Source organism: Streptosporangium sp. NBC_01639 (assembly GCF_045209755.1).
Lineage (GTDB): Bacteria > Actinomycetota > Actinomycetes > Streptosporangiales > Streptosporangiaceae > Streptosporangium.
Map to the genome: position 1 here is coordinate 1,054,278 of NZ_CP109272.1, position 24,150 is coordinate 1,078,427.

Here is a 24,150-nt window from a genome sequence, read left to right on the forward strand (position 1 = left end):
GCAGCCAGCGAACAGGTGCCTGATTCCCGTCGCATACCCCGATGTCCGGTGTATGCCTCCTAGCTTGCCCCCCGCGGTTCCACCGAGTGCCGTTACCGGGAAGAATCGGATGGACGGACCGGCTGTTCGACGGAACCGCTCAGGTCGTAACCCCGGGACAGCAACTCCGCCTCGACCGCGGCGCAGACCGTCTCGACGACCGTGACGCGGGCCAGCCGCTTGTCGTCCCCGGCCACCACGTGCCAGGGGGCCTTGGGATGGTCGGTCCGGGCGAGCATGTCCTCCACGGCGTCCTCGTACTGCGGACGCTTCTCGCGGTTGCGCCAGTCCTCGTCGGTGAGCTTCCAGGCCCGTAACGGGTCATCCGCCCGGTCCTGGAAGCGCCGCAGCTGCTCCTCCTCGGAGACGTGCATCCAGAACTTGACGAGGATCATGCCTTCGGCGACGAGGGTCCTCTCGAACTCCACGATCTCACCGTAGGCGCGCGACCACTGCTCCTCGGTGGCGAAGCCCTCGACCCGCTCCACCAGCACCCGGCCGTACCAGGAACGGTCGAGCACGGCCATGCCGCCCCAGCCGGGAAGGACCGGCCAGAACCTCCACAGGAAGTGGTGCCGCTTCTCGTCATAGGTCGGCGCCGCGAACTGGGCGACCCGTACGTGCCGGGGGTCGAGCGGGCGCACCAGCCGTTTGATGGCCCCTCCCTTGCCCGAGGCGTCCCAGCCCTCGAACACCGCGCACAGCGGGGGGCCGATGCGTTTGTCGCCGATCTGGCCGCCCAGGACGAGACGCAGGTGCAGCAGGCGGTCCAGCGCGGCGTCGAGGCGCGCGGCGGCCTCCTTCTTGGCCAGCTTCCGTGACAGGTCAATCTGGGACAACCGATTCATGAGGATCAGCCTCGCATTCTCTGCGGCGATCCGGCCACCCAGACAGTGGCTCGGCGCACGGCTCAGGTGACGGTGATGCGGAAGGTCGCGTCACCCGACACGCGTCTGCTCTGCTCGTCGGCGGGCACCCGGTCGGCCGGACAGCTCCGGCAGTTGGAGATCGTGACCGTGGCCGTTCCGGGCTGCTTGGCGTTGAAAACGAAGTAGCGGACCCCGCCCGCCTTCCCCGTCTCGGCGCCGGGCCGGTACTCCTCACTGATGAACGAGGCCACCTTGATGTCCGGCAGGTCGGCCATCCGCCAGCTGTCCCCGGCGGAGGCGTCCTCGTCCACGCCGAGCGAGAACCGCTGGCCCGGGGTGAGCCGGACGTCCACCGTGGTGCCGACCTTCCCGCGGACCATCAGGCCCAGGGACTGGACGGCGGCTCCGTTGCCGCACCCCGCGACGAGCGCCACCAGCAGCAGGACGACCATCGTCGTTCGGTGAATCACGGACTCACAGTAGCGACCCCGGGCCGCCCTGCTCCCAGGAGGTCACGCCGTCCCGTTCCTCCGGCGGGGCGCGGCGCCGGCCGGCATCGACCGCTCAGCGGCCGGACGGCTGCCCGGCCGCCGGACGGGCGATCCCGGCGATGAGCTCCAGCTGGTCGAGCTGCGCGTCGAGGGTGGGGGCCGCGATGCGGCAGACCACGTGCTCCGCGCCCGCCTCCGCGTAGCGGGCCAGGGTGGCGGCCACCTGCTCGGCCGGGCCCGCGACCATCGCCTGGATCGTCCGCACCGCCTCGTACGGCAGGCCGTAGGTGGTCCGGCAGTAGGCGTCGAGCTGCCGTTCTCCCCCTGCCACGTCGTCGGTGACCAGCACCGTGACGAACAGCGCCGGGGTGACCGCGTCCGCAGGACGCCCCGCCGACGTCGCGGCGCGCCGTACCGCCGTGAGGCCCGTCCGGTAGTCGGCGGGGTCGGGCGGGTAGGGCAGCCATCCGTCGTAGAGCCGGCCGGTGCGCTCCAGCGCCGACGGGCTCGCCCCGCCCAGCCAGATCTGCGGCCCCCCGGGCCGGTAGGAGGGCGTGGACGCGGGCAGCTCGTCGAAGCGCAGCACCTTGCCGTGGTAGGCCCGCTCGCCCGACCACAGCGCCCGCCACAGGGCCACCGTGTCGTCCAGCCGCCCGAATCGGCGCTCCCACGGCACCTCCGACACCGCGTACTCGATCTCCGACCGGCCGGGGAAGCCCGCACCCACGGTGACGACCAGCCGCCCGGCCGACAGGTGGTCGATGGAGGCGAGCTCCTGCGCGGCCGTGACCGGACGGCGGAAGGCGGGCAGCAGCACCGCGGTGCCGAGCGTGACGCGTTCGGTCACCGGCGCGAGGGCGGCGAGCATGGCCAGCGGCTCGATCCGCGGACCGATCAGTGTGTCGTTGGCCCAGACCGAGTCGTAGCCGAGCCGCTCGGCGCGGACGCCGAAGTCGACCAGCCGCCGGGCGTCGTCCCAATAGCTGTGGTTGGCGGGGAGCAGGACTCCCAGTCGCGTGTTCATGGGACGGATCGTGCTCCGTTCCGGGAATGACGACAATTCCCTCGAAGGAATGGACAAGTACGGCACACTAGGCCGATGGACTTTCCCCATGCCCTGCGCTCGATCCGGCAGCACCGCCGTCTCAGCCAGCTGGACCTCGCCCTGCGCGCGGGCACGACGCAACGCCACCTCAGCTTCATGGAGAGCGGCCGCTCCCGGCCCGGCCGGTCCATGGTGGTACGGCTCAGCGAGTCGATGGAGTTGCCGCTGAGGGAGCGCAACGAGCTCCTGCTCTCGGCCGGCTACGCCCCGGTCTACCCGCAGACTCCGCTCGACGACCCCGGCCTGGAGCACGTGCGCACCGCGCTGGGGCACATCCTGACCGGGCACCTGCCCTACCCCGCGATCGTCGTGGACGCGCGGCACGAGCTGGTGCTCGCCAACGACGCGTTCGGTCTGCTCACCGAGGGCGTCGCGGAGCACCTGCTGCGCCCGCCGGTCAACGTGCTGCGCCTCGCCCTGCACCCGGAGGGCCTGGCGGCGCGAATCGTCAACCTGGAGCAGTGGGCGCAGCACATCCTCGACCGCATCTCCCGGGACGACCTGTACGAGGAGCTGTCCGGCTACGTGCCGCACACCGCGCCGGGCCCCGACCACGTGGGGTTCGCCGTCCCGGTACGGCTGCGCTCGGCGCGCGGCGAACTGCGGCTGACGACCACGATCACGACGTTCGCGACCGCGCTCGACGTGACCGTGGCAGAGCTGAAGCTGGAGGCGTTCCTGCCCGCCGACGCGGCCACGGCAGCGCTGCTGGCCGGGTGAGCCGCGGCGGCCGGTCCGTCAGAGCCCGGGGAACATGTAGTCGGCGGTGATACGGCCGTCCTCGCCGAGCACGAGCACCTCCAGGCCGCCGCCCACCGCCTCGTCTCCCCCGGCGGGCACCATCTCCCAGGTGAACTTGACGATGTCGTGCAGCCGGAGGGCGTCGCCGCGGGGCCGGAAGAAGAACTCCCCGGAGGCGACGAACTTCTCGTGGGAGCGCACCACCCGCACTTCGATCTCGTCGTACCCGCGGGCCTCAAGGGTGGTGGACTCGAAGCCCAGCCTCGCGGCGGCCTCCCGGATCTCTTGGGGCGGCTGGAGGATGTGGGCCCCGTCCCCGGCCCACACCTCCTCGATCGCCTTTCGGCGCAGCCCGGCGTCCGGCTCGTTCCAGAGCGCGATGTAGCGGCCGGCCAGTTCCTGTGCGTTGATGTCGGTCACCGTTTCTCCTCGGTCGGCGGGTCTGTGTACCCACTCACCTTGCGAGAAGGGCCCTCATCCGACAATTCCCCGGAGGGAATGGCCGACGGCGCACCAGGGCGTGTCTTCAGGCGGATCGGAGGCTTCGGAGCCCACACCACGGCGCCTCGCAGAGTGGAGCCCGGCAAGGCCGCGCTCCGGGGCCATGCCGAAGCGGCAGGTCGCAGACGGCCTCGCCCATTCAGCGGACGGTGCATGCTCCTGCGAGGGATCGGTGTCCGCCCCGGGGTCCGCGCGGTCCCCGGGGAACGGGGGTCAGGTCACCGACGCCGTGCCGAGACGCATCCTCATCGCGTGCTCCACGAGGGCGATCAGCACCTCCTTGCCGGACTCCCGGCTGCGGGCGTCGCAGAGCACGACGGGGATGTCGGGATGGAGGGTCAGGCCGAGCCGGACCTCGTCGAGGTCGTAGCGGCGGGCCCCGTCGAAGCAGTTGACCGCGACGACGAAGGGCGTCTCGCGCCGCTCGAAGTAGTCGAGGGAGGGGAAGCAGTCGGCCAGCCTGCGGGTGTCGGCCAGGACGACCGCCCCCAGCGCGCCCAGCGCCAGCTCGTCCCAGAGGAACCAGAACCGTTCCTGCCCGGGGGTGCCGAACAGGTAGAGCCGGTAGTCGTCGCCGATGGTGATGCGGCCGAAGTCCATCGCGACCGTGGTCGTCTGCTTGGCCTCCACCCCGGACAGGTCGTCGATGCCGAGACCCCGGTTGGTCAGCGTCTCCTCGGTGCGCAGCGGCTCGATCTCGGAGACCGCGCCGACCAGGGTGGTCTTACCGGCCCCGAAGCCTCCGGCCACCAGGATTTTGATCGCCTTGGGCAGTCTGACCTGCCCGGCGTCACGGCTAGAGTGCGCGGAGTCCATTGAGCACCGCCCTGTAAAGCCTCTCGTCGTGCATGTCCGTCTCCGAATGGGGTTCCTGCAGGGCGATGAATCCCTGGTCGAGCAGGTCACTGAGCAGGACACGGATGGTGCCTGCCGGAAGGTTCATGTGTGCGGCGATCTCCGCAACCGACTGGGGCAGCAGGCAGAACCGCACGATGGCCAGGCACTCCGGATCGAGCCCGCTCTCCCTCGGGACGGCGGAGCGGACACTCACTGCCAGGGTGATGAGGTCGAACCTGCCCTGGGCCGGTTCGGTCCTGCCCCGGGTGAGGATGTAGGGCCGGACGATCGGCCCGGCCTCCTCACCCACCCACTGCGTGTCGGGATGCTCTTCGGCGGGGTTCATCGCGGGGCGTCGTCCATGGCGGCCTGCGCCGTCCGCGCGGGCGAGGTGAGGTACTGGCCGACCCGGGTGACGAGCATGGCCATCTCGTAGGCGACCAGGCCGACATCGGCCTCGTGCGCGCAGAGCACCGCCAGGCAGGCCCCCTGCCCGGCCGCGCTCACGACCAGGTAGGCCGACCGCATCTCGATGATGGTCTGCCGCACCGCGCCGCCTTCGACCCGATCACTGACCCCCCGCCCCAGACTCTGGATCGCCGATCCCACGGCGGCCAGGTGCTCGGCGTCGGCCTGCTCGAACCCCTCCGACGCCGCCAGCAGCAGCCCGTCGGAGGAGAAGACGATCGCGTGCTCGGCCTCCCCCACGCGCACGACCAGGTCGTCCAGCAACCAGGCCAGGTCGGTGAAAGATCCTGTTCCCTGCACCACTTTTGTCCTCTTTCTGCCGACTTTCCGCCGACGGGTGTTGGGTCACCGGCGTCCGGCGGCTCGTCGGCACCGGGCGGCCCGCGCGAATCGAGATCATCACTGGTGTCACATGCGGGGTTCTCCGTCGATCGCGGGATCACCGTCCCGTTCGAGTAGATGCGCCGCCTCGGACCGGCCGCGACGTGTGCCGCTCTGGAAGGACGCCATGGCCGCGCGGATCGCCTCCGGCGAGCGCTCGTCGTCGTCCGCGGGCGCGGGCGCCGCCGGCTCGTCGTCCTGCAGTGGGGCGGCGAGGTGGGTCTGGGGGACGCGCCGCGGCAGGCCCCCGGGCGTGTGACTGGTGTCAGGGGGAGGCATGAGCGTGGGCGACGGGGCGGCGAGGGCGCCGGAGACCTCCGCGGACGCGGAACGGTCCGCGACCGGTCTGGCCGCCCCGTCCCGCGGGGCCGGGCTCCGGGCGGGCGTCCGGGTCTGCGGCGGCGTCCCGTGCAGGTCGTCCCGCACGGAGGTGTCCGCCCTGTCGAACGGCCTGTCGAACGGCTCACCGTCGGGGTCTCCGGCCAGGGTCCGGGCCGAAGCGCCGCCGCCGGTGATCTCCAGTGGCCCGGCGCCCCGCCGATGGCCCGTGGGCAGGGCGTCCGCACCCGCGGTACGGGCCTGCGGGACGCTGAGCGCGGTCTCGGGCCCCGCCTGCTCGGTGATCAGGTCCTGCGGGATGAGGACGACGACCGTCGTGCCGCCGTACGGGGAGATCTTGAACGTCACCCGGACCTCGTGCCGTTCGGCCAGCCGGCTGACGACGTACAGTCCGAGGCGGGCGTTGCCCGACAGCTTGAGCTCGGGGGGGTTGGCGATCCGCTCGTTGGCGCGGGTGATGTCCTCCGGGCTCATGCCCAGGCCCCGGTCCTCGATCTCCAGCGCGTATCCGTGGGCCACGACGCTCCCGCTGACCTGCACCGTCGTGTAGGGCGGGGAGAAGGAGGCGGCGTTCTCGACCAGCTCGGCGACCAGGTGGATGACATCGCTCACGGCACGTCCGTCCAGCGCCGCGTCTCCCAGGGGAAGCACGTCCACCCGGGTGTAGTCCTCGATCTCGGCCAGCGAGCCGCGGACCACGTCGATCATCGGGACCGAGTCGCGCCACGCGCGGCCGGGCGCCGCGCCGGACAGGACGAGGAGGTTCTCGGCGTAGCGACGCATGCGGGTGGCCAGGTGGTCGAGCCGGAAGAGATCCCGCAGGTCCTGCGGGTCGTTCTCCCGCCGCTCCATCACGTCGAGCACGCTGAGCTGGCGGTGGACGAGCGACTGGGTACGGCGGGCGAGGTTGCGCAGGATGTCGGCGATGTCCCGTCGGAGCTGGGCCTGCTCGGCCGCGACCTTGATCGCGGTCTTCTGCACGGCGTTGAACGCCTGGCCGACGTGGCCGATCTGGTCGTCGCCGAACTGCAACGGCGGCGCCTCGGCCGCGAGGTCCACCTCCTGCCCGTGACCGATCCGCTCCACCACCGAGGGCAGCCGCTCGTTGGCGAGCTCCCAGGCGGCGACCCGCAGCTTGTCCAGCTGCTGGATCAGGGCCCGCGCGGTGGTGATGGACAGGACGATCGAAGCGATGACGGCGAAAAGTCCTAGACCGCCGGCCAGCACGAGCCGGACGATGACGCCGGTCGCCACCGGGGTGGCACGCTCGACCACGCCGGCGCCGCCCGCCAGCACCACCTCGTTCAGCTGTGACAGCGCGGGCTGGGAAACAGCACTCCACCGCCTGATGTCCACGGATCCGGCCAGTTCGGCCTGCGGCCCCTGGAGCATCCAGTCCTCCATGCTGCGCACCCGGACGAACGCCTCGCTGGAGGCCAGGCGCTGGTAGGCGGCACGGTCGCTCGGGGGCAGCTCGGCCACCGCCTGGGCGGTGAGGAAGCGCTGCGTACCAACGATCTGCGTGAACAGGACACGCTCGGCGCCGGTGAGCCGGCCCTCGGTCAGGGCACCCGCCACCAGGGCGTCTTCCTGGGCGAACATCTCCCGGGCCCGGCTCAGTTGGATGAACGTGCGGGTGTCCTTGGCGATCGCGTCGTCGTCCAGCGTGGCGAGCGAGTCATAGACGGAGTAGACGGAGTCGATGATCTGGGTGAACGTCGCAGCGGCCCGGAGCCGGTCCAGACGGCCGAGGTCGATCGACTTGCGGACCGAGCTCAGGCCGTCCAGTTGCTGGAAGACCTCGCCGAGCCGCTGGTCGAGCGCCTCGCTCGCCATCAGCCGCACACTGCTGCCGCCGACGAGTTCGCGCAGGCGCGCGCCGACCGAGTCGGTGCGCTCACGCTGGGCGTTCAGCGGCCCGCGCCGCTGAGAGTCCGTGGCGGGATCGCCCAGTGCGATCAGGGTGAGCCGCCGCTCGGCCTGCAACTGCGACACCAATTCGACGCTCGGGTCGGAGACGCCCGAGTTGAGGGTGGCCACCCCCAGCATGTTCAGTCCCTCGCGCACCGTCACCCATGCGGTGAACGCCCACAGAGCGGTAAGTGACACCAGCAGTGCCGTGACCTTGGTCCGCAAACGCGCGTTACGCAAGCGCATAGCACCCATCCTGGTGAAAGTAAAATCATGTACGTCTTACAGCGATTAATGCGTGTGAATCACTCAACGCCATATCGCACAAATGGCTACATCCCTCGCCACACCCGGAGAACCTTAGCAATGACCTCAAATACCCTCAAGGCGACATCGGACAGATGTGACTATTTGTCCTTTTTGTAAAATAAAGTTCTCCTGCCGAATTCCGATGACCGCCGATTACCGCGCCCGGGCGATCCGGCTGTGGAGCACGGAGAGCACGCCCTGCCAGGTGCAGCGCCCCCAGGATCGCCGCCCTGACGATCGCCGCAGGTAGATACAGGTCCTTGTCGTGCCAGAGCGCCGGAGCGTCCGTCGGCGCGCCGCGCCCGGCGACCGCCCCCAGCAGGAAGCGATACCCGCGCGCCACCGCCTCCAGCCGTTCCTCCTCGCCCGCCGCACCGGTCAGCAGCAGGGTCTGCAACGCGTAGGCGGTCTCCTCCGCCGTCCCCTCCCACCGGCCCCAGGATCCATCCGCACGCTGGCTGTCGAGCACCCAGCGCACGGCTCTGCGCACCGTGCCCTCCGACCCCGCTCCGCCGTATTCATCCAGCGCGAGCGAGCAGCAGGCCGTCGCGTAGTACGGCGAGGCGTGCCAGCGATCCAGCCAGTTCCCCTCCGCTTCCTGGCAGCCGCACAACCACGCCGACAGCTTGTCCACAGCCTCCGCGTAGCGCGGTACGGCGTCGGCGTCACGCCTCAGATACGCACCGAAGGCGTCGAGCACGTGCGCGTTGACCGTCGGCGAGGCCCCCTCCTCCCCATGCCAGGTGCAGAAGTGGGTGTCCGTCTCGTACGCCCACAGGGCATCGGGCTCGCGGGGAACCCCGAGCAACGTCAGCGCGTACAGGGCGACCGAGGTGGTGTCGGCGTCCGGCGGGAGCCCCGGCCCCGCCGGCCCTCCCACCGGACCGACCCCGTCGTCCAGGCTCTTCACCAGCTCCGGCGGCACGTCCACGGGGATACCGGCGCGCCGCAGCCAGCTCAACGTCCAGCCGCGCTCGAACACGGTTACGGGGAGGGCGCACGGCACCGGCCCGCCGAATCCGGCTACGACCTTCTCCAGATACCGCCGCACCGGATCGGCCGGGTCGGACTCGCCCGCCGTACCGAGCCACGCGGCACCGGCCGCGGGCGACGCCCCGATCGTGGCGACGGCCTCGGCCGGAGAGCCCGGCGCACCGGCCTCCCCGGTCGCCTCGGGCGACCCCCAGGTCTTCGCGATCGGGCTGGGAACGACACCGGACGCCTTGTCCGCCGCCTCGCCCACCACCTCCAGCGCGTGCAGCAGTTTCTGCGGGACCTCCGCGCCCGACGCCATCCGCGCCCGGATCGCCGACAGTTTCACGCCGTTCATGCCCGCGGGAAGCTCCAACCGTTCGCTGCTCCCCTCCGCCTCCAGGTGCCCGTTGATCAGGGAGACCAGGGAGGGAACGATGAGCTCGATCGCCGGCATGTCGGGCAGGGCCGGACCGCTGTCCGGGCGCGACCGGCGACGCAGCATCCCGACACCCCGGTGCGCGGCTCCGGCCAGCACGGCCCGGCCCGGACCTGCGGGCTCACGGCGCAGTTCCGCCAGGAGCGCCTCGGTGGCGCTCAGCGTGGGAACGAGGTCGTAGCCGTCGGGAGCGCCCCAGCCGCCGTCCGATCGCTGGGTGGCCAGCAGGAAGTCGAGCCGTTCGGCGTGCCCGGCCAGCCACGGGGCCAGGCCGACCATGCGTCCGGTCTCGTACGGCGAGGCCGAGACCTGCCCCCACGGGTGGGCCAGGAGTCCGGTGACCAGCTCGTGGGCCCCGGCGGCCACGTCGATCTCCTCGAAGGGCCGCTGCTCTGCCGTAGCCGTCGTGAGGAGATCGTCGACGCTCACAGGGTGCCCCAGTAGTCGGCCACGCGGTAGAAGCCCGCGCAGAAGTCCATCTGCCGTTCCAGGTAGCCGGCCAGTTCGGGGTGGTCGGTGCGCAACGGGGCGATCAGCTCCCGGCTCCGGGCGGCGAGCTCGGCGACCCGCCGCTCGACCTCGGCGCGGGAGACGTCCAGCAGCAGGGCGTTGAGGTCGCCCCAGGTCACGTCGCGCTCGTAGGTGCCCAGGTCGTTGAGGAGGCGGATGACCCGCTGCACCGCCGAGGCGGCCTTCCGGACCAGGTCGAGGTCGGCGACGGCGTCCGGGTCCGTGGTGTGCAGCCAGTGGGAGGTGAAGGCGAAGCAGAAACCGAGGTTGTCGGCGTTGCCGAGATACTCTTCGAAGCTCGGCGTGACCTTCTCCCCCTTCCACCGCCACTCCAGCAGCATCGCCTCCAGCATCGACCGCAGTTCCACACGCCAGAGGTGCCCGAGCGCCGGGAAAGCGGGAGACGCGGCGAGTTCGTCGCGGATGTCGGCGAGCAGGCGGGTGAGGTCGTCGCCGGGGACCGGTGGAGCGCCCTCGGCCACCTCCATGCATCGCCGTGCGATGTCGTCCACCTCGGACCGGGAGGTGGCCACGTAGTCGACGAGCCAGTCCAGGCCGAACGCCCACAGGCAGACCTTGTTCGCCATCCGGAGCTGCTCGGCGGTGAACCACGGCCCGCTGAACGCCATGGCGAGCGACAGCGTGCTGTAGAGGGCCGCGTCGAACGGCTTGGCCGAGAACAGGTCCGGATAGGCCGCCGCCCATTCGCGCATGTGGCGCTGGGACTGCCCGGCCACGGCACAGACGGTTCCGCTGGCCGTGGCCGCCGGCCATGCGGCGAGATCGGTGCGGGGGTTCACCGGGCCTCACCCCGGGCGTGGTCGGCGAAGGAGACGTCCAGTTCGATTTTCTTCTTGAGGCGGAGCGAAGCGGCCGGGGACGGGACGAACGGCCCCGGAGTGCGCACCGTCAGGCGGAACCGGCTCAGGATGGCCGCGATGATGAGCGGCGCCTGGACGTAGAAAAGGTGCTGTCCGAGGCATTGGTGGGGGCCGCCGCCGAAGGGGAAGTAAGCGTACTTGTGCCTGCGCTCCTGCTTCTCCGGAGCGAACCGCTCCGGGTCGAACTCCATTGGGCGCTCCCAGAACTCGTCCAACCGGTGGGTGGCGTAGGGGGTGATCAGCACCTCCGACCCGGCCTTGATCCGCACGCCGCCGACCTCGCCGTCCTCCATCACCATCCGGGGGAAGAGCCAGCCCGCCGGGTACAGGCGCAGGAGTTCCTGCAGGACCATGCGGGTGTAGCGGAGCCGGGGAACGTGCTCGGGCGTGGCCGGTCCGGAGCCGACCACGCTGTCGACCTCCGCCTGCAGCCGGGCCGCCACCTCCGGGTGGGCGTCCAGCGTCAGCCACAGCCAGGCCATGGTCATCGCGGTGGACTCCGAGGCCGCGCCGTACACGCTGACCAGGGCGTCGCGGATCTGCCGGTCGTCCATCGCGCCGCCGTCGCCGCCGGTGGACCGGCAGAGCACGGAGATGACGTCGACGCTGTCGCCGGGGTCGACCCGCGCCTGGCGGATCACCGGGAACACCACGTCGTCGACCGTCCTGACCGCCGACATGAAAGCCCGGTCACCGGGGATCCGGATGTTGTACGGCATGAACGGCATGAGCAGCCGGAAGTTGATCGAGTTGGCCGCCAGGTCGTAGGCGGGCGTGAGGCGTTCCCCGTCCTCCCGGGTCATCCTGTCCCCGAACAGCACCCGGATGACGGTGCGGCTGACGATGCCGGACATCTCCTCGGCGGCGTCGACGGGCCGTCCCGTCCGGGCGTACTCGCCCAGTTCCTCGACGCGCACCGCGATCGTTTTCGCCATCTCCTCGGCGAGCGTGGCAACGTACCGGGCGGTGAACAGAGGCTGCAGGATTTTGCGACTGCTCTCCCAGGGCAGGCCGTCATCGAGGACGCTGGCCCCGAGAATGCGTCGCAGGGGGCGCCAGAACATGCCCTCGCGCCGGTAGTTCGTCCATTCGGAGCGCAATACCTGCTGGACGTGCTCGGGATGGGTGACCAGATAAGGCCGGAAGGGGCCCAGGTCCAGGCGGACGATCTCTCCGCCCGCCTCCCTGCCGAACTCGGCGAGCGCGTTCACCGGATCCTTCGCCAGGCGGGGCAGCGCCCGATGGACGGGAACGGTTCTGACCTGCCGGATCGCCTCGGCGGCCATATCGGTCGACATTACTGAGTTCTCCCACTTGGTAGGACGCGAACCCTACGCAGCGTGATCACCGCCCACGGCGACGCATGAGCGGTACGGGCGCACTCCGGGACCTGACCACTCCGTCGTGGTGCGTCCCGCACGGGAAGCGGATCAGAGCCGGTCGACCGGTAGCTCCGCCACAGCCTTCCCGTACCTTGCCATGCGCCTCCACTTACGCTTACGTACTTTAAGGTCCTTTTTTATGACATTCGCAACTCTTCGGGGATGATTATCACATGATCGACCGTTGGCGATCAAGCTCGTGGCGGCCGAAAGCATCCTCATCGCGGAGAGAATCGCGATATCAGGCGGAAATTAATGCAATATGAACACAATGTGTAACTCAACCCTTGACTTGGAGTTACACATTGCTGTTATGGCACGCCGTGCCGTTCTCCCTCGGCAAGCCGGACGGGTCGGCGACACGCACCGTTCCCGGCCGGTCCTGCGGCCACCGGGCGACCGCAGGACAGGGGATCACGTCAGCTCTTGAAAGCGGCCAGGATCCGCTCGGCGGCCAGTGAGGGGGTCAGGGCTCCGGCCTGGACGTCCCGCTCGACGTCGGCGGCGATCGCCGCGACCCCGGGGTGCTCGCGCAGGCCGGTCAGCAACCGCTCGGTCACCAGCGCCCATGTCCAGCCGACCTGCTGGCGACGGCGACGGTCGGCCAGCTCGCCGGAGACGGCCATCCGGTCCTGATGGACGACGATCTGCTCCCAGAGCTCCTCGATCCCGGTGCCCTCGCGCCCGCTGCAGGTCAGCACCGGCGCCGTCCGCTCGGAGCGGAGCAGCCGCAGCGCCCCCGCCAGCTCCCTGGCCGCCTTCCGGGCGTCCATCTCGTGCGGGCCGTCGGCCTTGTTGACCGCGATCACGTCGGCCAGCTCCAGCACGCCCTTCTTGATGCCCTGGAGCTGGTCGCCGGTCCTGGCCAAAGCGAGCAGCAGGAAGGTGTCCACCATGTCGGCGACGGCGGTCTCCGACTGGCCGACTCCGACGGTCTCCACCAGCACGACGTCGTATCCCGCCGCCTCCACCACGACCATGGCCTCATGGGTCGCCCGGGTGACCCCGCCCAGGGTGCCCGAGGTGGGCGAGGGACGGATGAAGGCGGCGGGGTCGGCGGCCAGCCGGGACATCCTGGTCTTGTCACCGAGGATGCTGCCACCCGTCCTGGTGGACGACGGGTCGACGGCGAGCACCGCCACCCGGTGGCCCCGCCCGGTCAGGTGCACGCCGAGGGCGTCGATGAAGGTGGACTTACCCACGCCGGGCACGCCGGTGACGCCGACCCGGCGCGCCTTCCCGGCGAGCGGGGTCAGCTCGGCCAGCAGCCGCTGGGCCAGCTCCCGGTGGTCGGCCCTGGAGGACTCCACCAGCGTGATCGCCCGGGCGATCCACGTCCGGGAGCCCTCCTTCACCCCGCCGGCGTAGTCCTCAAGCGTCCGCGTCATGGCCCAGCAGGGTGCGCAGGTCGCCGAGCAGCTCCCGGGCGGCCTCGGTGACGACGGTGCCGGGTGGGAAGATGGCGGCGGCGCCGGCGGCGCGCAGCTCGTCGAAGTCACCCGGCGGGATGACCCCGCCGACCACGATCATGACGTCGTCGGCGCCCAGCTCCGCGAGGGCCTCGCGGAGTGCGGGGACCAGCGTCAGGTGCCCGGCCGCCAGCGAGGAGACCCCCACCACGTGCACGTCGGCCTCGACCGCCTGGCGGGCGACCTCCTCGGGCGTCTGGAACAGCGCGCCGACGTCGACGTCGAACCCGAGGTCGGCGAAGGCGGTGGCGATCACCTTCTGACCCCGGTCGTGCCCGTCCTGCCCCATCTTGGCGACCAGGATCCGCGGCCGGCGGCCTTCCAGGCGCTCGAACGCCGCGCACACCGTACGGACCTCGTCCACACCGGACCCCACCTCATCGCGGTACACCCCGGAGATCGTACGGACCTGACCGGCGTGCCGCCCGAACACCTGCTCCAGCGCGTCGGAGATCTCCCCGACCGTGGCCTTGGCCCGGGCCGCCTCGACGGACAGCGCGAGCAGGTTGCCGTCGCCCGCCGCCCCCTTGGTCAGCGCCTCCAGCGCCCGGGCCACCTGTTCGGCGTCCCGCTCCTCGCGCAGGCGGCGGAGCTTGTCGAGCTGCTGGGCGCGGACGGAGGTGTTGTCGACCTTGAGCACGTCGATGACCTCGTCGGCGTCGGTCCGGTACTTGTTGACGCCGATGACCGGCTGGGTCCCCGTGTCGATGCGCGCCTGGGTGCGGGCGGCGGCCTCCTCGATGCGGAGCTTCGGCAGGCCCTGGCCGATCGCCTTGGCCATGCCGCCCGCCGCCTCGACCTCCTCGATGTGCCCCCACGCCTGGCGGGCCAGCTCGTGGGTGAGCCGTTCGACGTAGTAGGAGCCGCCCCAGGGGTCGATCACCCGGCAGGTGCCCGACTCCTGCTGGAGCAGGAGCTGGGTGTTTCGGGCGATCCGGGCGGAGAAGTCGGTGGGCAGGGCCAGGGCCTCGTCGAGGGCGTTGGTGTGCAGCGACTGGGTGTGGCCCTGGGTGGCGGCCATCGCCTCGACGCAGGTGCGCACGACGTTGTTGAACACGTCCTGGGCCGTCAGCGACCAGCCGGAGGTCTGCGAGTGGGTGCGCAGCGACAGCGACTTGGGGTTCTTCGCCCCGAACCCGGACACCAGCCGCGCCCAGAGCAGCCGGGCGGCCCGCAGCTTGGCGACCTCCATGAAGAAGTTCATGCCGATGCACCAGAAGAACGACAGCCGGGGCGCGAAGGCGTCGATGTCCAGACCCGCCTCGACACCCGCCCGCAGATACTCCACCCCGTCGGCGAGGGTGTAGGCGAGCTCCAGGTCGCAGGTGGCCCCGGCCTCCTGGATGTGGTACCCGGAGATCGAGATCGAGTTGAACTTCGGCATCCTCTCACTGGTGTAGGAGAAGATGTCGGAGATGATCCGCATCGACGGGCCGGGCGGGTAGATGTAGGTGTTGCGGACCATGAACTCCTTGAGGATGTCGTTCTGGATGGTCCCCGCGAGCTGCTCGGGCGCCACCCCCTGCTCCTCGGCGGCCACGATGTAGAGCGCGAGCACCGGGAGCACCGCGCCGTTCATGGTCATCGACACGCTCATCCGGTCGAGGGGGATCCCGTCGAAGAGCTGCCGCATGTCGTAGATGGAGTCGATCGCCACCCCGGCCATGCCGACGTCCCCGGTCACCCGGGGGTGGTCGGAGTCGTAGCCGCGGTGGGTGGCGAGGTCGAAGGCGACCGACAGGCCCTTCTGCCCGGCGGCCAGGTTGCGCCGGTAGAAGGCGTTGGACTCCTCCGCGGTGGAGAACCCGGCGTACTGCCGGATGGTCCACGGCTGGTTGACGTACATGGTCGGGTACGGCCCGCGCAGGTAGGGAGCGGCCCCCGGGTAGGTGTCCAGGAAGTCCAGCCCGTCCAGGTCGGCGGCCGTGTAGAGCGGTTTGACCCCGATCCCCTCGGGCGTCTCCCACACCAGTCCCTCCGGGCCGACCCCGGTGGCCTCCCGTACGGCCCGCGCCCATCCGGCCGGGTCCGGCGTCACCGGCTCCCCCGTGAGCCCGATTCCGGAGAAGTCGGGAATCATCGAGCCACCCCCAGGTCGTCGAAGGTCGTGCGGAGCACGTCGAGCACGTCGCACCCGGCGTACAGGTTGGCGTCCACGCCTGCGAACTCTCCCTTCCCCGCGAGCCAGATCTTTCCCGCCCCCGCGTCTCTCAACGCGGCGGCCACGGCCTCGGCGTGCTCGCCGTACAGCCGATCGCTGGAGCACAGGCACGCGACCCGCGCGCCGCTCGCGGTGAACGCGGCGGCGATCCGGGCCGGGTCCACCCCGGATCCGGCGTCCGTGCCGGGTGCGGCGGTCACCGCGGCGATGCCCCCGGCCTGGAACAGGTTGGCCGCGAACGACGCCCTGGCCGTGTACGCGGCCACCGGGCCGATGGTCGCCAGGAACACGCCCGGTCTGCTCTCCTGGGCGTCGGCCAGGTCACGCAGCGCCTCGAACTCCTCGGCGTAGTGCCTCCCCGGGACGTCCCGGGGGTGCGGTGAGCGGACCGGAGGTCTCTCGGCGAGGTCGGGAAACTCGCTGACCCCGGTGACGGGGTCGCGGCGGCGGGCGATGTTCGCCGCCCGCCGCTCCCAGGCGGCGGCCAGCCGGGCGGCGACGAGTCCCGCCGCCGGCGCCGCGGCCATGCCACCGGCGCGCTCGATCTCCTGGAACCACTCCCAGGCCTTCTCCGCCAGATCCTCGGTGAGCCGCTCCACGTACCAGGAGCCGCCCGCCGGGTCGGTCACCCGCGCCACGCCGGCCTCCTCGACGAGCAGCGCGTGGGTGTTGCGCGCGATACGGCGGGCGAACGCGTCCGGGAGGCCGAGCCGGACGTCGAACGGCTGCACCGTCACCGCGTCGGCGCCGCCGGTGCCGGCGGCGAAGCAGGCGAGCGTGGTGCGGAGCATGTTCACCCACGGGTCGCGGGCGGTCATCATGGCCGAGCCGGTCACCGCGTGCTGCCGCTGCCCCGCCTCGGGCGCCCCGGCCCCGCACACCTCGGCGACCCGCGCCCAGAGCCGTCGCGCGGCGCGGAGCTTGGCGATGGTGAGGAACTGGTCGGCGGTGGCCGCGTAGCGGAACTCCAGCTGCCCGAACGCCTCCGCCACGGTGAGACCGGCATCGGTCAGGGTCCGCAGGGCCGCGACCCCGGCCGCGACGGAGCAGCCGAGCTCCTCGGCGTCGCTGCCGCCCGCGTCGTGGTACGGCGTGCCGTCCACCACGATCGCCCGCAGGCCGGGGAACTCCCGGGCACAGCGCCGGGCCAGCTCGACGGCGGTCCGCGGGTCGCGGAGCGGATCGGCGCCCAGGTTGCCGGCGAGCTCTCCGGGTGCCCGCTCCCCGGCCGCCCGGTCACCGGTCTTCCGCTCCCCCGCCGCCTGGCCACCGGTCTCCCCTTCACCCGCGGGCGCGGAGTCCTGGAAACGGATCCTTTCCGGCTCTCCGCCCGCGGGCGCGGCGTCCCGGAGGCGGGCCGCGGCGGCCCGCTTGCCCTCGGCCACCTCGAACAGCGCCTCGGCCGCCTCGCGGGTCCGCTCCCCCGCGTCCAGAGTGATCGAGATCAGCTCGACGTGCACCCGCTCCAGGACGCGGGGCAGGTCCTCTGGCTCCAGGGCGAGCCAGAGCGAGGTGACGCCGTTCTCCAGATCGGCGAGCACCGCCTCGGGATCAGCCACCTCGTGCCGCTGCCGTACGTCCCAGCCGCCGCCTTCCGGGCGGGAACCTCGGACGTAGGGAGCCGCTCCCGGCAGACCGGGATCGCCCGGCAGGTCCGACGCGTCGTAGAGTGGCGCGATGGTCACACCGTCGTAGGTGAGAGAGGCCAGGGCCTCCTCGGGAGAGCCGGTCTCAACCCCGGACCTTCGCAGGACGCCGAGCGCCAGTTCGCGCCACCGCTCCCGTGTGGTCGGCGGGAAATCGGCGGCCGGTCGAAGTTCCTCAGGCGACACCGTCATGCACCGGATAGTAAGCGCTGCCGCCGGGGAGGCGTACCCCTGGGGTGCCTCGACGGCGCGGACCGGTCAGGTGACGGGCTCCTCCCAGGTGGCCTGCCAGGTGACCCGGTCGACGGCGCCGGTGGCGGACAGACCCTTCTCCCGCTGGAAGGCACGGCAGGCGTCCCTGGACGCCTCGCCGTACATGCCGTCGACGTCGATGTCCCAGCCGCGGTCGCTCATCTGCCGCTGCCAGGTGCGGACGTCCTCACCGATCATGACCGGCGGATACTTGAGGACGCGGCCGGGGAAGGACGGGTGCGGCTCGGGCGGGTCGACGGGGCCGCCGCCCGGCCGGGGCGCGCCCTTCTTCACCCAGGCGTACAGCGGCCCGCCGGGGCAGTCGGTGGCGTAGCCGTCCCGGTGACCCTTGATCTCGCGGCCCGCGCCCCCCTTGTCGCGGAGGTATTCGACCGCGTCGAGGATGGCGTGCAGGATCCCGTCGGTCGGCTGGGTGAGACCGGACGAGCCGACCAGGCCGAGCACCGCGTAGTGGCCGCTGTTGAGCCCGGAGCCGTTCGCCGCGGGCAGGTGGCCCGGCCCGCGGCCTTCGAACACCTGCTGGTGCGGACACGCGACCATCGAATAGCCGATGTCCAGCCAGCCGTTGCCGTCCATGTGCTGACTCTGGATGGATCTGACCAGGGCCACGCACTTGGCGTGGTCGTTGACGATGCCGGGGCTGACCTGGCCGCCGGTGTAGTGGACTTTGACGCCTCTGGTGGAGGTGAGCCGGCTGTAGGAGCCGCGCGGCTGACGAGCTCCCCACTCGCTACGGGTTACCAGATCGATGGCCACGGGATTTCTCCACGGTTAGGGTGACAGGGGCCTACCGGAGCGTAATAGTTGACACATCGCCATATGGCGCACTTTGCCAACTGGCCTGCCGGCAAATCCTTGGGCGGCGGGGCTCCCGGTAGTGGTCGGCGAAGAACAGCCACTCACTTTCCATGAAATAAGCTCCTAAACCGGCATGAAGCATTGTCCGGGTCAGCGGGCCAGCTCACCGTCGCGGGCGACGATCCGGCCGGACTTGACGACCAGGGACCGGCGCGGGCGCACGCACACGGCCTCGGCCGCGTTGCGGGCGTCGACCACCACCAGGTCGGCGTGGTCGCCCACCGCCAGGCCGTAGTCCCGCAGCCCGAGGGCGCGGGCGCCCCCGTAGGTCGCGGCGTCCAGGGCGAGCTCGACGTCCTCGTCACGCGGGCCGGTGCCCTTGGCCTGGAACAGTGCCCGCTCCAGCATGTCGCCGGTGCCGAACGGGCTCCACAGGTCGCGGACCCCGTCGTTGCCGAGCGTCATCGGGACGCCCGCCTCACGGAGCAGCCGGAGCGGCAGGACGCCCCTGCTCGGGGCGACCGAGGCCAGCGCGACCCCGGCCTCGGCCAGTCCGGCGATCAGCCGGTCCCGGGTGGCGGGGTCGGCGTCGCCGAGAGCGAAGCCGTGGCTGATGGTGACCTTGCCGTTCAGGCCCAGGGCCCTGGTCCGCTCGATGATGAGCTCGAACTGCCAGGCGCCGAGCGTGCCGCCGTCGTGCAGGTGGATGTCGACCCCCGCCCCGTACCGCTCGGCCAGGGCGAAGACGGCGTCCAGGTGCCGGACCGGGTCCCGATCCACCCCGGCCGGATCGAGGCCGCCGATCGACTCGACCCCGGCCTTCAGCGCCTCCTCCAGCAGGGCCTCGGTGCCGGGGCTGATCAGCATTCCGGCCTGCGGGAAGGCGACGAGCTCCGCGGAGATCCGGCCGCCGTGCCGCGCCACGGCGTCGCGGACCGCCTCGACCGAACCCAGACCGACCAGCGGGTCGACGTCCACGTGGGAGCGGACGTGCGTGGTGCCGCAGACGATCATGTTCTCCAGCAGCGCGGTCACGTAGTCGGCGCTGGGGACGCCGAGCTCCGGCCGCCGCTCCTGACCGTTGCGGATCTTGCCCATCAGACCGGGAGCCGCGTCGTGCGGCACCCAGGGTCCGCCCCAGAGCGTCTTGTCCAGGTGCGCGTGACCGTCGACGAAACCCGGGAGCACGAGCCTGCCGCCCAGTTCCTCGACCCGGCCGCCGCCGTCCCCCCGGCCGGGCTCGCGGAACTCGGCGATCCGCCCGTCCCGGATCAGCAGGTCGGCGGAGCCCTCACGGCCCCAGATCCGGGCGTCGCGCAGCAGCAGTTCGGTCACGGTCCTGTCCTCCTCATCCACGTTGACGGCGCCAAAGTTAGTGGTATACCACTAACTGGGCAAGTTGGAGGTCGCGCGGATAGGCGCAGGCCGGTGGTGGACAGACAAGACAGACACAGGCTCCTTGATCATGGATTTGTGACGTTCTGCGATCATCCGTGGCATCCGCTGTAGGGTGGCCGCCATGCCGCCCAAGAGCTTCTACGACCTGGCCTTCGGGGTGTCCCCAGGAGGAGCCCGTAAGGATGCCCACTACGTCAGGGGCAGCCTCGAGGAGATCAAGGCCGATCTGGCGTATGAGCTCTCCGAGAGCATCAATGTGTATCTGCTGTGTTGGTACGGCGCGGAGCTGGCGCTGCATGTGTACGAGCAGGGCGAACGGGTGCACCGGATCGACCTCCACCCGTTCATCACGGTCTCGGTCGACGGCTATCCGGACATCACCTTCCTTGCCTCAGGCAAGCCGACCGGATATGACGTCGGCGCGGACGACCGGGCCAAGGTGAAGATGACGCTCTCTGACGGAATGTTCTCCGGGGAGCTCGACAATGCGATCAAGGTCACCGTTGATTGGGACAGTGTCGACGTCCCGTCACTGGTCGGCGAGATCGCGACGGAGAACGACTATGTGAAGCTCGTCGATGACGACCTCGACGGCCTCCACGATGACGATGACGATGACGATGACTTCGACGAGGACGAACCGGAGGACGAGCTGATCGATCAGGGCTATATCCCTTACGGATTCATCGACTTCGAGGCTTGAGCCACGTCATCTGGGAGATTCTCGTGCAGGATCGCCCGCAGCCTGTCGAAGACGGTCCGGTCGCTGGCCCCCTGCGCCCGCGCTGCCACCGGATATCCAACCGCGCCTATCCGTGCAACCTCTTAGGCTGACCTCTGACCCACTCCGCGAGGCCGTGCGCGTCCCACGAGCGGTGCGCCGGTGACATGGGGCTCCCGGCTCTGCGAGGGCCGGGAGGAGATCGGGAGAGAGGTGAACGGTGAGCGCGCTGCGCGACCGGGTCTACGAGACGCTCAAGCGACGCATCGTCGAGGCGGAGCTGCGTCCGGGCCGGCGACTGGTGGAGCGCGACCTCGCCGCCGAACTCGACGTCTCCCGCATCCCGCTCCGTGAGGCGCTGCGCCTGCTGTCCGCCGAAGGACTGGTGGTGATCGTGCCCAACAGAGGCGCGCTGGTCAGCCCGTTCACCCCGGCCGACATCCGCGACCTGTTCGACGTGCGCGAGAGCCTGGAGGTGCTCGCCGCGCGACTCGCCGCCGAACAGGCCGACGCCGACGGCCTCACACGGCTGCGCGAGTGTCTCGCCCGCGCCCGCGACGCCGTACGGCGGGGCGACCGGCGGGACATCGTGACGGCCAACGCCGGATTCCACGCCGAGATCGTGGAGATGTCCGGCAACGCGTTGCTCGGCACCCTGATGCGCCCGCTCGACGCCCAGCTCAGGCGGTTGTTCCACCTCACCTCCGACCGCGACCCCGGCCGGCAGTGCGCCGAACACGAGGAGCTCTACGCGGCGATCGCGGACGGCGACGCGGACCGGGCCGCCGCCTGCGCGCTCCGTCACGTCGCCGACGGCCGCGAGCCGACCCTGGCCCTCGCCGAGCGGTGGACCGCCGACATCGACCCGATCGAGGTGACCCGCACCCGCCGCCGCCGGACCGCCCCGTAAAACCCTTCGACCTTCGTATCGACAAAAGGGATCATTGCCGTCATGTCCGTACTCAAGGAGGTCCACTTCACTCCGGAGCCACGCCCGGCCGAACTCCCGATGAAGATCTGGCTGGATGACGGCGACTCCGCGGTCGACGTGATCGACGCGCTCGCGCTGTCGCCGTTCGCCACGGGCGCGCAGCCGTGGGCGTGTACCGCCGCCCTGGAACGCGTCCGCCCCGATGCCCCGCTCATGCCCGCCGCCGGGACACTGGTCCGGGCGGCACTGGAGGACGACGGCCGCAGCTCGCGACTGGTGTGCGGGGAGGGCTGGACGCTGCGCGTGGTCCGGTTCCGCAACCGGGCCGCCACGGTCAGCGTGACCGCGGTCGACGAGGGGTTGGCCCGCTCGGTGCTGGAGGAGGTCACCAGGGACGCGGTGGAGCCCGCTCCCGAGAGCGACCACGTCGAGATGGGCTTCTGGTGGCAGGGCTCCCACGGCGGCCGCCGCTCCGCCAAGCCGATCACCGCCTCCCCCTGGGCGAAGATCAGCGGCAACTACGCCCGCTCCCTGGGCGACCCGCTGTCCCGGCTGATGTCCGTCACCCCTGCCGACGTGCGCGGTCGCCTGGTCCTGCTGCACGGCCCTCCCGGCACCGGCAAGACCACCCTGCTGCGCACGCTCGCCCACGAGTGGCGGTCATGGTGCCAGGTGGACTGCGTGCTCGACCCCGAGCGCCTGTTCAACTCCCCGGGATACCTGATGGAGGTCGCGGTCGGTTCGGACGAGGACGGCGAGAAGTGGCGGCTGCTGGTGCTGGAGGACTGCGACGAACTGATCAGGTCCGGCGCCAAGGAGGCGGTCGGGCAGGGCCTGTCCCGGCTGCTCAACCTGACCGACGGCCTGCTCGGGCAGGGCCGTGACGTGCTGGTCGCCATCACCACCAACGAGGATCTGGCCCGGCTCCATCCGGCCGTGGTCCGCCCCGGCCGCTGCCTGACCCAGATCGAGGTGGGCGCCCTCCCCCACGACGAGGCGGCTCACTGGCTCGGCACCACCGAGGGCGTCCCCCCTGCGGGCGCCACCCTCGCCGAACTGTTCGCGCTGCGCGACGGCACGGCCGACCGCCCCGCCGCCGCTCAGGAGACCATCGGCCTCTACCTCTGAGCGCCTGCTGGCAAAGGCTTGAGTGCTCGCGGGGATGGGGCCGTGGAGGGCTGGTCCGATCTTGTTGATGTGGCCCTGGTGGGACCATTGGGATAGTGGACGCGGAAGCTGTTGACGTTCTCGATGCCGAGGATGGCCGCAAGCCCGGCCCCTTTCCAGGCCCGCCAGGGCTGGGCGGCCAGGAGTTTCAGGACCTTGCCGCGCCGGTCGGTGCTGGTCAGGGCAGGACGACGAAGCCGCGGACATGGTGGCCGCCCGGCTGTTGCGAGGGGGTCGCGTCTGGGCATGTTCGAGTCTGGGCATGTTCACGAGCGTGCCCGATCGTGTGGACCGGCCCCGCCGGTGGTCCCGAGACTTCCCGAGGTGAGCGACATGGCACTTCATCCGAACCTCGATCCCGAGTTGGCCGCCGCGCTCGCGAAGGCTCCGCTCCCGGTCGCCGGCAGCGGCGGGATGCGGTTCGAGGATCTGCCCGGTATCCGTGCCCAGCTGGACGCCGCCCATGCGGCGATGCCCCCGTTCGTGCCGGACGACCGGGTCACGATCGAAGACCGGATGGTGCCCGGCCCGGACGGCGAGCCCGACATCCGGCTGCGGATCTACCGGCCCACCGAGCGGCGGGAGGCGATCCCGGGGCTCTACTGGATCCACGGCGGAGGCATGATCATCGGCTCCGCCGGGATGGAGGACCCGATGCTGACGGAGTGGGCCATCCGGGTGGGCTGCGTGGTCGTCTCGGTCGAGTACCGGCTCGCGCCGGAACACCCGCACCCGGCACCGGTGGAGGACTGCTACGCCGGCCTGGTCTGGACCGCCAAGAACGCGGCCGACCTCGGCGTCGACCCGGATCGCCTCGCGGTGGCCGGGGCCAGCGCGGGGGGCGGGCTCGCCGCGGCCACCGCGCTGCTGGCCCGTGACCGGGGCGGCCCGCCGCTGGCGTTCCAGCTTCTGGTCTGCCCGATGCTCGACGACCGCAACATCACGCCGTCCAGCCACGAGTTCGCCGAGGCGATCGTCTGGGACCGGGCCGCGAACCTCTTCGGCTGGAGGGCACTGCTGGGCGACGCCGCCGGCACCGACGGGGTGTCACCGTACGCCGCCCCCGCCAGGGCGACCGAGCTGTCGGGTCTGCCGCCCGCCTACATCGACGTCGGCGAACTGGAGGTCTTCAGGGACGAGTGCGCCGACTACGCGCGGCGGCTGGTGCAGGCCGGCGTCTCCACCGAGTTCCACCTCTACCCCGGGGCCTTCCATGGCTTCGACGTGATGGTGCCCGACGCGGGGGTCAGCCGCCGGGCCGCCGCCGAACGGGTGGCCGTGCTGCGCCGGGCGCTGCTCCGCTGACCTCCGGGCCCGGACGCCTTTCACCCGACCGGTTCGGCGGGCAGTCCGCGCGACTACAGTTCGACGCCGACGACGCCGCCCCGCCGCGCCCGGTGTGGGCGGTGGG

At 71.1% G+C, this 24,150-nt stretch carries 21 protein-coding genes; 5 read left to right on the forward strand and 16 right to left on the reverse strand.

From position 1 onward, the window contains the following. Positions 1-92: 92 nt before the first annotated feature. The 3 genes from OHA77_RS04700 to OHA77_RS04710 form a co-directional block, all read right to left on the reverse strand. Positions 93-887 (reverse strand): polyphosphate kinase 2 family protein, encoded by a 795-nt coding sequence (locus OHA77_RS04700; RefSeq protein WP_406316375.1) that lies wholly within the window; start codon positions 885-887, stop codon positions 93-95. A gap of 62 nt (positions 888-949) precedes the next feature. Further along, positions 950-1,378: a protease inhibitor I42 family protein gene (locus tag OHA77_RS04705; protein WP_406316376.1), complete on the reverse strand. Its 429-nt coding sequence runs from the start codon at positions 1,376-1,378 to the stop codon at positions 950-952. A 94-nt stretch (positions 1,379-1,472) separates the two neighbouring features. Next, complete coding sequence (locus OHA77_RS04710) at positions 1,473-2,423, reverse strand: LLM class flavin-dependent oxidoreductase (protein WP_406316377.1); 951 nt, start codon at positions 2,421-2,423, stop codon at positions 1,473-1,475. Between the two features lie 75 nt (positions 2,424-2,498). Between OHA77_RS04710 and OHA77_RS04715 the strand changes: the two genes are divergently transcribed. Further along, the gene (locus OHA77_RS04715) at positions 2,499-3,224 is read left to right on the forward strand and encodes a helix-turn-helix domain-containing protein (RefSeq protein ID WP_406316378.1); all 726 of its coding nucleotides are present in this window, start codon (positions 2,499-2,501) and stop codon (positions 3,222-3,224) included. 18 nt (positions 3,225-3,242) lie between these two features. On the opposite strand, the gene OHA77_RS04720 is transcribed toward OHA77_RS04715, so the two are convergent. From OHA77_RS04720 to OHA77_RS04780, 13 genes are all read right to left on the reverse strand, one after another. Next, positions 3,243-3,665: a hypothetical protein gene (locus tag OHA77_RS04720; RefSeq protein ID WP_406316379.1), complete on the reverse strand. Its 423-nt coding sequence runs from the start codon at positions 3,663-3,665 to the stop codon at positions 3,243-3,245. A gap of 294 nt (positions 3,666-3,959) precedes the next feature. After that, positions 3,960-4,562 (reverse strand): ATP/GTP-binding protein, encoded by a 603-nt coding sequence (locus OHA77_RS04725; protein WP_326821874.1) that lies wholly within the window; start codon positions 4,560-4,562, stop codon positions 3,960-3,962. Beyond that, the gene (locus OHA77_RS04730; protein WP_326821873.1) at positions 4,543-4,929 is read right to left on the reverse strand and encodes a DUF742 domain-containing protein; all 387 of its coding nucleotides are present in this window, start codon (positions 4,927-4,929) and stop codon (positions 4,543-4,545) included. Before OHA77_RS04730 ends, OHA77_RS04725 begins: the two co-directional genes overlap by 20 nt. After that, on the reverse strand, positions 4,926-5,354 hold the full coding sequence (locus tag OHA77_RS04735) for a roadblock/LC7 domain-containing protein (protein WP_326821872.1): 429 nt from the start codon (positions 5,352-5,354) through the stop codon (positions 4,926-4,928). Before OHA77_RS04735 ends, OHA77_RS04730 begins: the two co-directional genes overlap by 4 nt. Positions 5,355-5,459: 105 nt before the next feature. After that, positions 5,460-7,928, reverse strand: coding sequence for a nitrate- and nitrite sensing domain-containing protein (locus OHA77_RS04740; protein ID WP_406316380.1), 2,469 nt, complete (start codon positions 7,926-7,928; stop codon positions 5,460-5,462). A gap of 136 nt (positions 7,929-8,064) precedes the next feature. Continuing rightward, positions 8,065-9,831: a prenyltransferase/squalene oxidase repeat-containing protein gene (locus OHA77_RS04745; RefSeq protein WP_406316382.1), complete on the reverse strand. Its 1,767-nt coding sequence runs from the start codon at positions 9,829-9,831 to the stop codon at positions 8,065-8,067. Then, positions 9,828-10,712: a terpene synthase family protein gene (locus tag OHA77_RS04750; RefSeq protein ID WP_406316384.1), complete on the reverse strand. Its 885-nt coding sequence runs from the start codon at positions 10,710-10,712 to the stop codon at positions 9,828-9,830. Before OHA77_RS04750 ends, OHA77_RS04745 begins: the two co-directional genes overlap by 4 nt. Next, complete coding sequence (locus OHA77_RS04755) at positions 10,709-12,091, reverse strand: cytochrome P450 (protein WP_406316386.1); 1,383 nt, start codon at positions 12,089-12,091, stop codon at positions 10,709-10,711. The genes OHA77_RS04750 and OHA77_RS04755 overlap by 4 nt, the downstream gene beginning before the upstream one ends. A 503-nt stretch (positions 12,092-12,594) precedes the next feature. Continuing rightward, positions 12,595-13,563 (reverse strand): methylmalonyl Co-A mutase-associated GTPase MeaB, encoded by a 969-nt coding sequence (gene meaB / locus OHA77_RS04760; RefSeq protein WP_406316387.1) that lies wholly within the window; start codon positions 13,561-13,563, stop codon positions 12,595-12,597. Continuing rightward, positions 13,547-15,724, reverse strand: coding sequence for a methylmalonyl-CoA mutase (gene scpA, locus OHA77_RS04765; RefSeq protein ID WP_406316388.1), 2,178 nt, complete (start codon positions 15,722-15,724; stop codon positions 13,547-13,549). Before scpA ends, meaB begins: the two co-directional genes overlap by 17 nt. After that, on the reverse strand, positions 15,721-17,643 hold the full coding sequence (locus tag OHA77_RS04770; RefSeq protein ID WP_406316389.1) for a methylmalonyl-CoA mutase family protein: 1,923 nt from the start codon (positions 17,641-17,643) through the stop codon (positions 15,721-15,723). Before OHA77_RS04770 ends, scpA begins: the two co-directional genes overlap by 4 nt. Before the next feature lie 66 nt (positions 17,644-17,709). Beyond that, positions 17,710-18,480, reverse strand: a complete 771-nt coding sequence (locus tag OHA77_RS04775; RefSeq protein WP_406316391.1) for an N-acetylmuramoyl-L-alanine amidase — start codon at positions 18,478-18,480, stop codon at positions 17,710-17,712. Positions 18,481-18,672: 192 nt separating this feature from the next. Continuing rightward, entirely contained in the window at positions 18,673-19,857 is a 1,185-nt protein-coding gene (locus OHA77_RS04780; protein WP_326821863.1) for an amidohydrolase, read from the reverse strand. Between the two features lie 175 nt (positions 19,858-20,032). Here OHA77_RS04780 and OHA77_RS04785 point away from each other — a divergent pair, with 175 nt between their 5' ends. The 4 genes from OHA77_RS04785 to OHA77_RS04800 all read left to right on the forward strand — a co-directional run bounded on the left by OHA77_RS04785 (position 20,033) and on the right by OHA77_RS04800 (position 24,044). Next, positions 20,033-20,623, forward strand: a complete 591-nt coding sequence (locus OHA77_RS04785; protein ID WP_406316393.1) for a hypothetical protein — start codon at positions 20,033-20,035, stop codon at positions 20,621-20,623. A gap of 238 nt (positions 20,624-20,861) precedes the next feature. Next, a complete protein-coding gene (locus tag OHA77_RS04790; RefSeq protein WP_406316394.1) occupies positions 20,862-21,551 on the forward strand; it encodes a GntR family transcriptional regulator in 690 nt (229 codons plus the stop codon). 42 nt (positions 21,552-21,593) lie between these two features. Then, positions 21,594-22,700 carry a DUF5925 domain-containing protein gene (locus OHA77_RS04795; RefSeq protein WP_406316395.1) on the forward strand — a complete coding sequence of 369 codons (1,107 nt, stop codon included), beginning with the start codon at positions 21,594-21,596 and terminating at the stop codon, positions 22,698-22,700. 372 nt (positions 22,701-23,072) lie between these two features. After that, entirely contained in the window at positions 23,073-24,044 is a 972-nt protein-coding gene (locus tag OHA77_RS04800) for an alpha/beta hydrolase (protein ID WP_406316397.1), read from the forward strand. Positions 24,045-24,150 lie beyond the last annotated feature (106 nt).

Coding starts and splice junctions, on each gene's coding strand:
- OHA77_RS04740 (WP_406316380.1), bottom strand. CDS start 7,928: ATGCGCTTGCGTAACGCGCGTTTGCGGACCAAGGTCACGGCACTGCTG.
- OHA77_RS04795 (WP_406316395.1), top strand. CDS start 21,594: ATGTCCGTACTCAAGGAGGTCCACTTCACTCCGGAGCCACGCCCGGCC.
- OHA77_RS04700 (WP_406316375.1), bottom strand. CDS start 887: ATGAATCGGTTGTCCCAGATTGACCTGTCACGGAAGCTGGCCAAGAAG.
- OHA77_RS04800 (WP_406316397.1), top strand. CDS start 23,073: ATGGCACTTCATCCGAACCTCGATCCCGAGTTGGCCGCCGCGCTCGCG.
- OHA77_RS04715 (WP_406316378.1), top strand. CDS start 2,499: ATGGACTTTCCCCATGCCCTGCGCTCGATCCGGCAGCACCGCCGTCTC.
- scpA (WP_406316388.1), bottom strand. CDS start 15,724: ATGATTCCCGACTTCTCCGGAATCGGGCTCACGGGGGAGCCGGTGACG.
- OHA77_RS04710 (WP_406316377.1), bottom strand. CDS start 2,423: ATGAACACGCGACTGGGAGTCCTGCTCCCCGCCAACCACAGCTATTGG.
- meaB (WP_406316387.1), bottom strand. CDS start 13,563: ATGACGCGGACGCTTGAGGACTACGCCGGCGGGGTGAAGGAGGGCTCC.
- OHA77_RS04730 (WP_326821873.1), bottom strand. CDS start 4,929: ATGAACCCCGCCGAAGAGCATCCCGACACGCAGTGGGTGGGTGAGGAG.
- OHA77_RS04755 (WP_406316386.1), bottom strand. CDS start 12,091: ATGTCGACCGATATGGCCGCCGAGGCGATCCGGCAGGTCAGAACCGTT.
- OHA77_RS04725 (WP_326821874.1), bottom strand. CDS start 4,562: ATGGACTCCGCGCACTCTAGCCGTGACGCCGGGCAGGTCAGACTGCCC.
- OHA77_RS04770 (WP_406316389.1), bottom strand. CDS start 17,643: ATGACGGTGTCGCCTGAGGAACTTCGACCGGCCGCCGATTTCCCGCCG.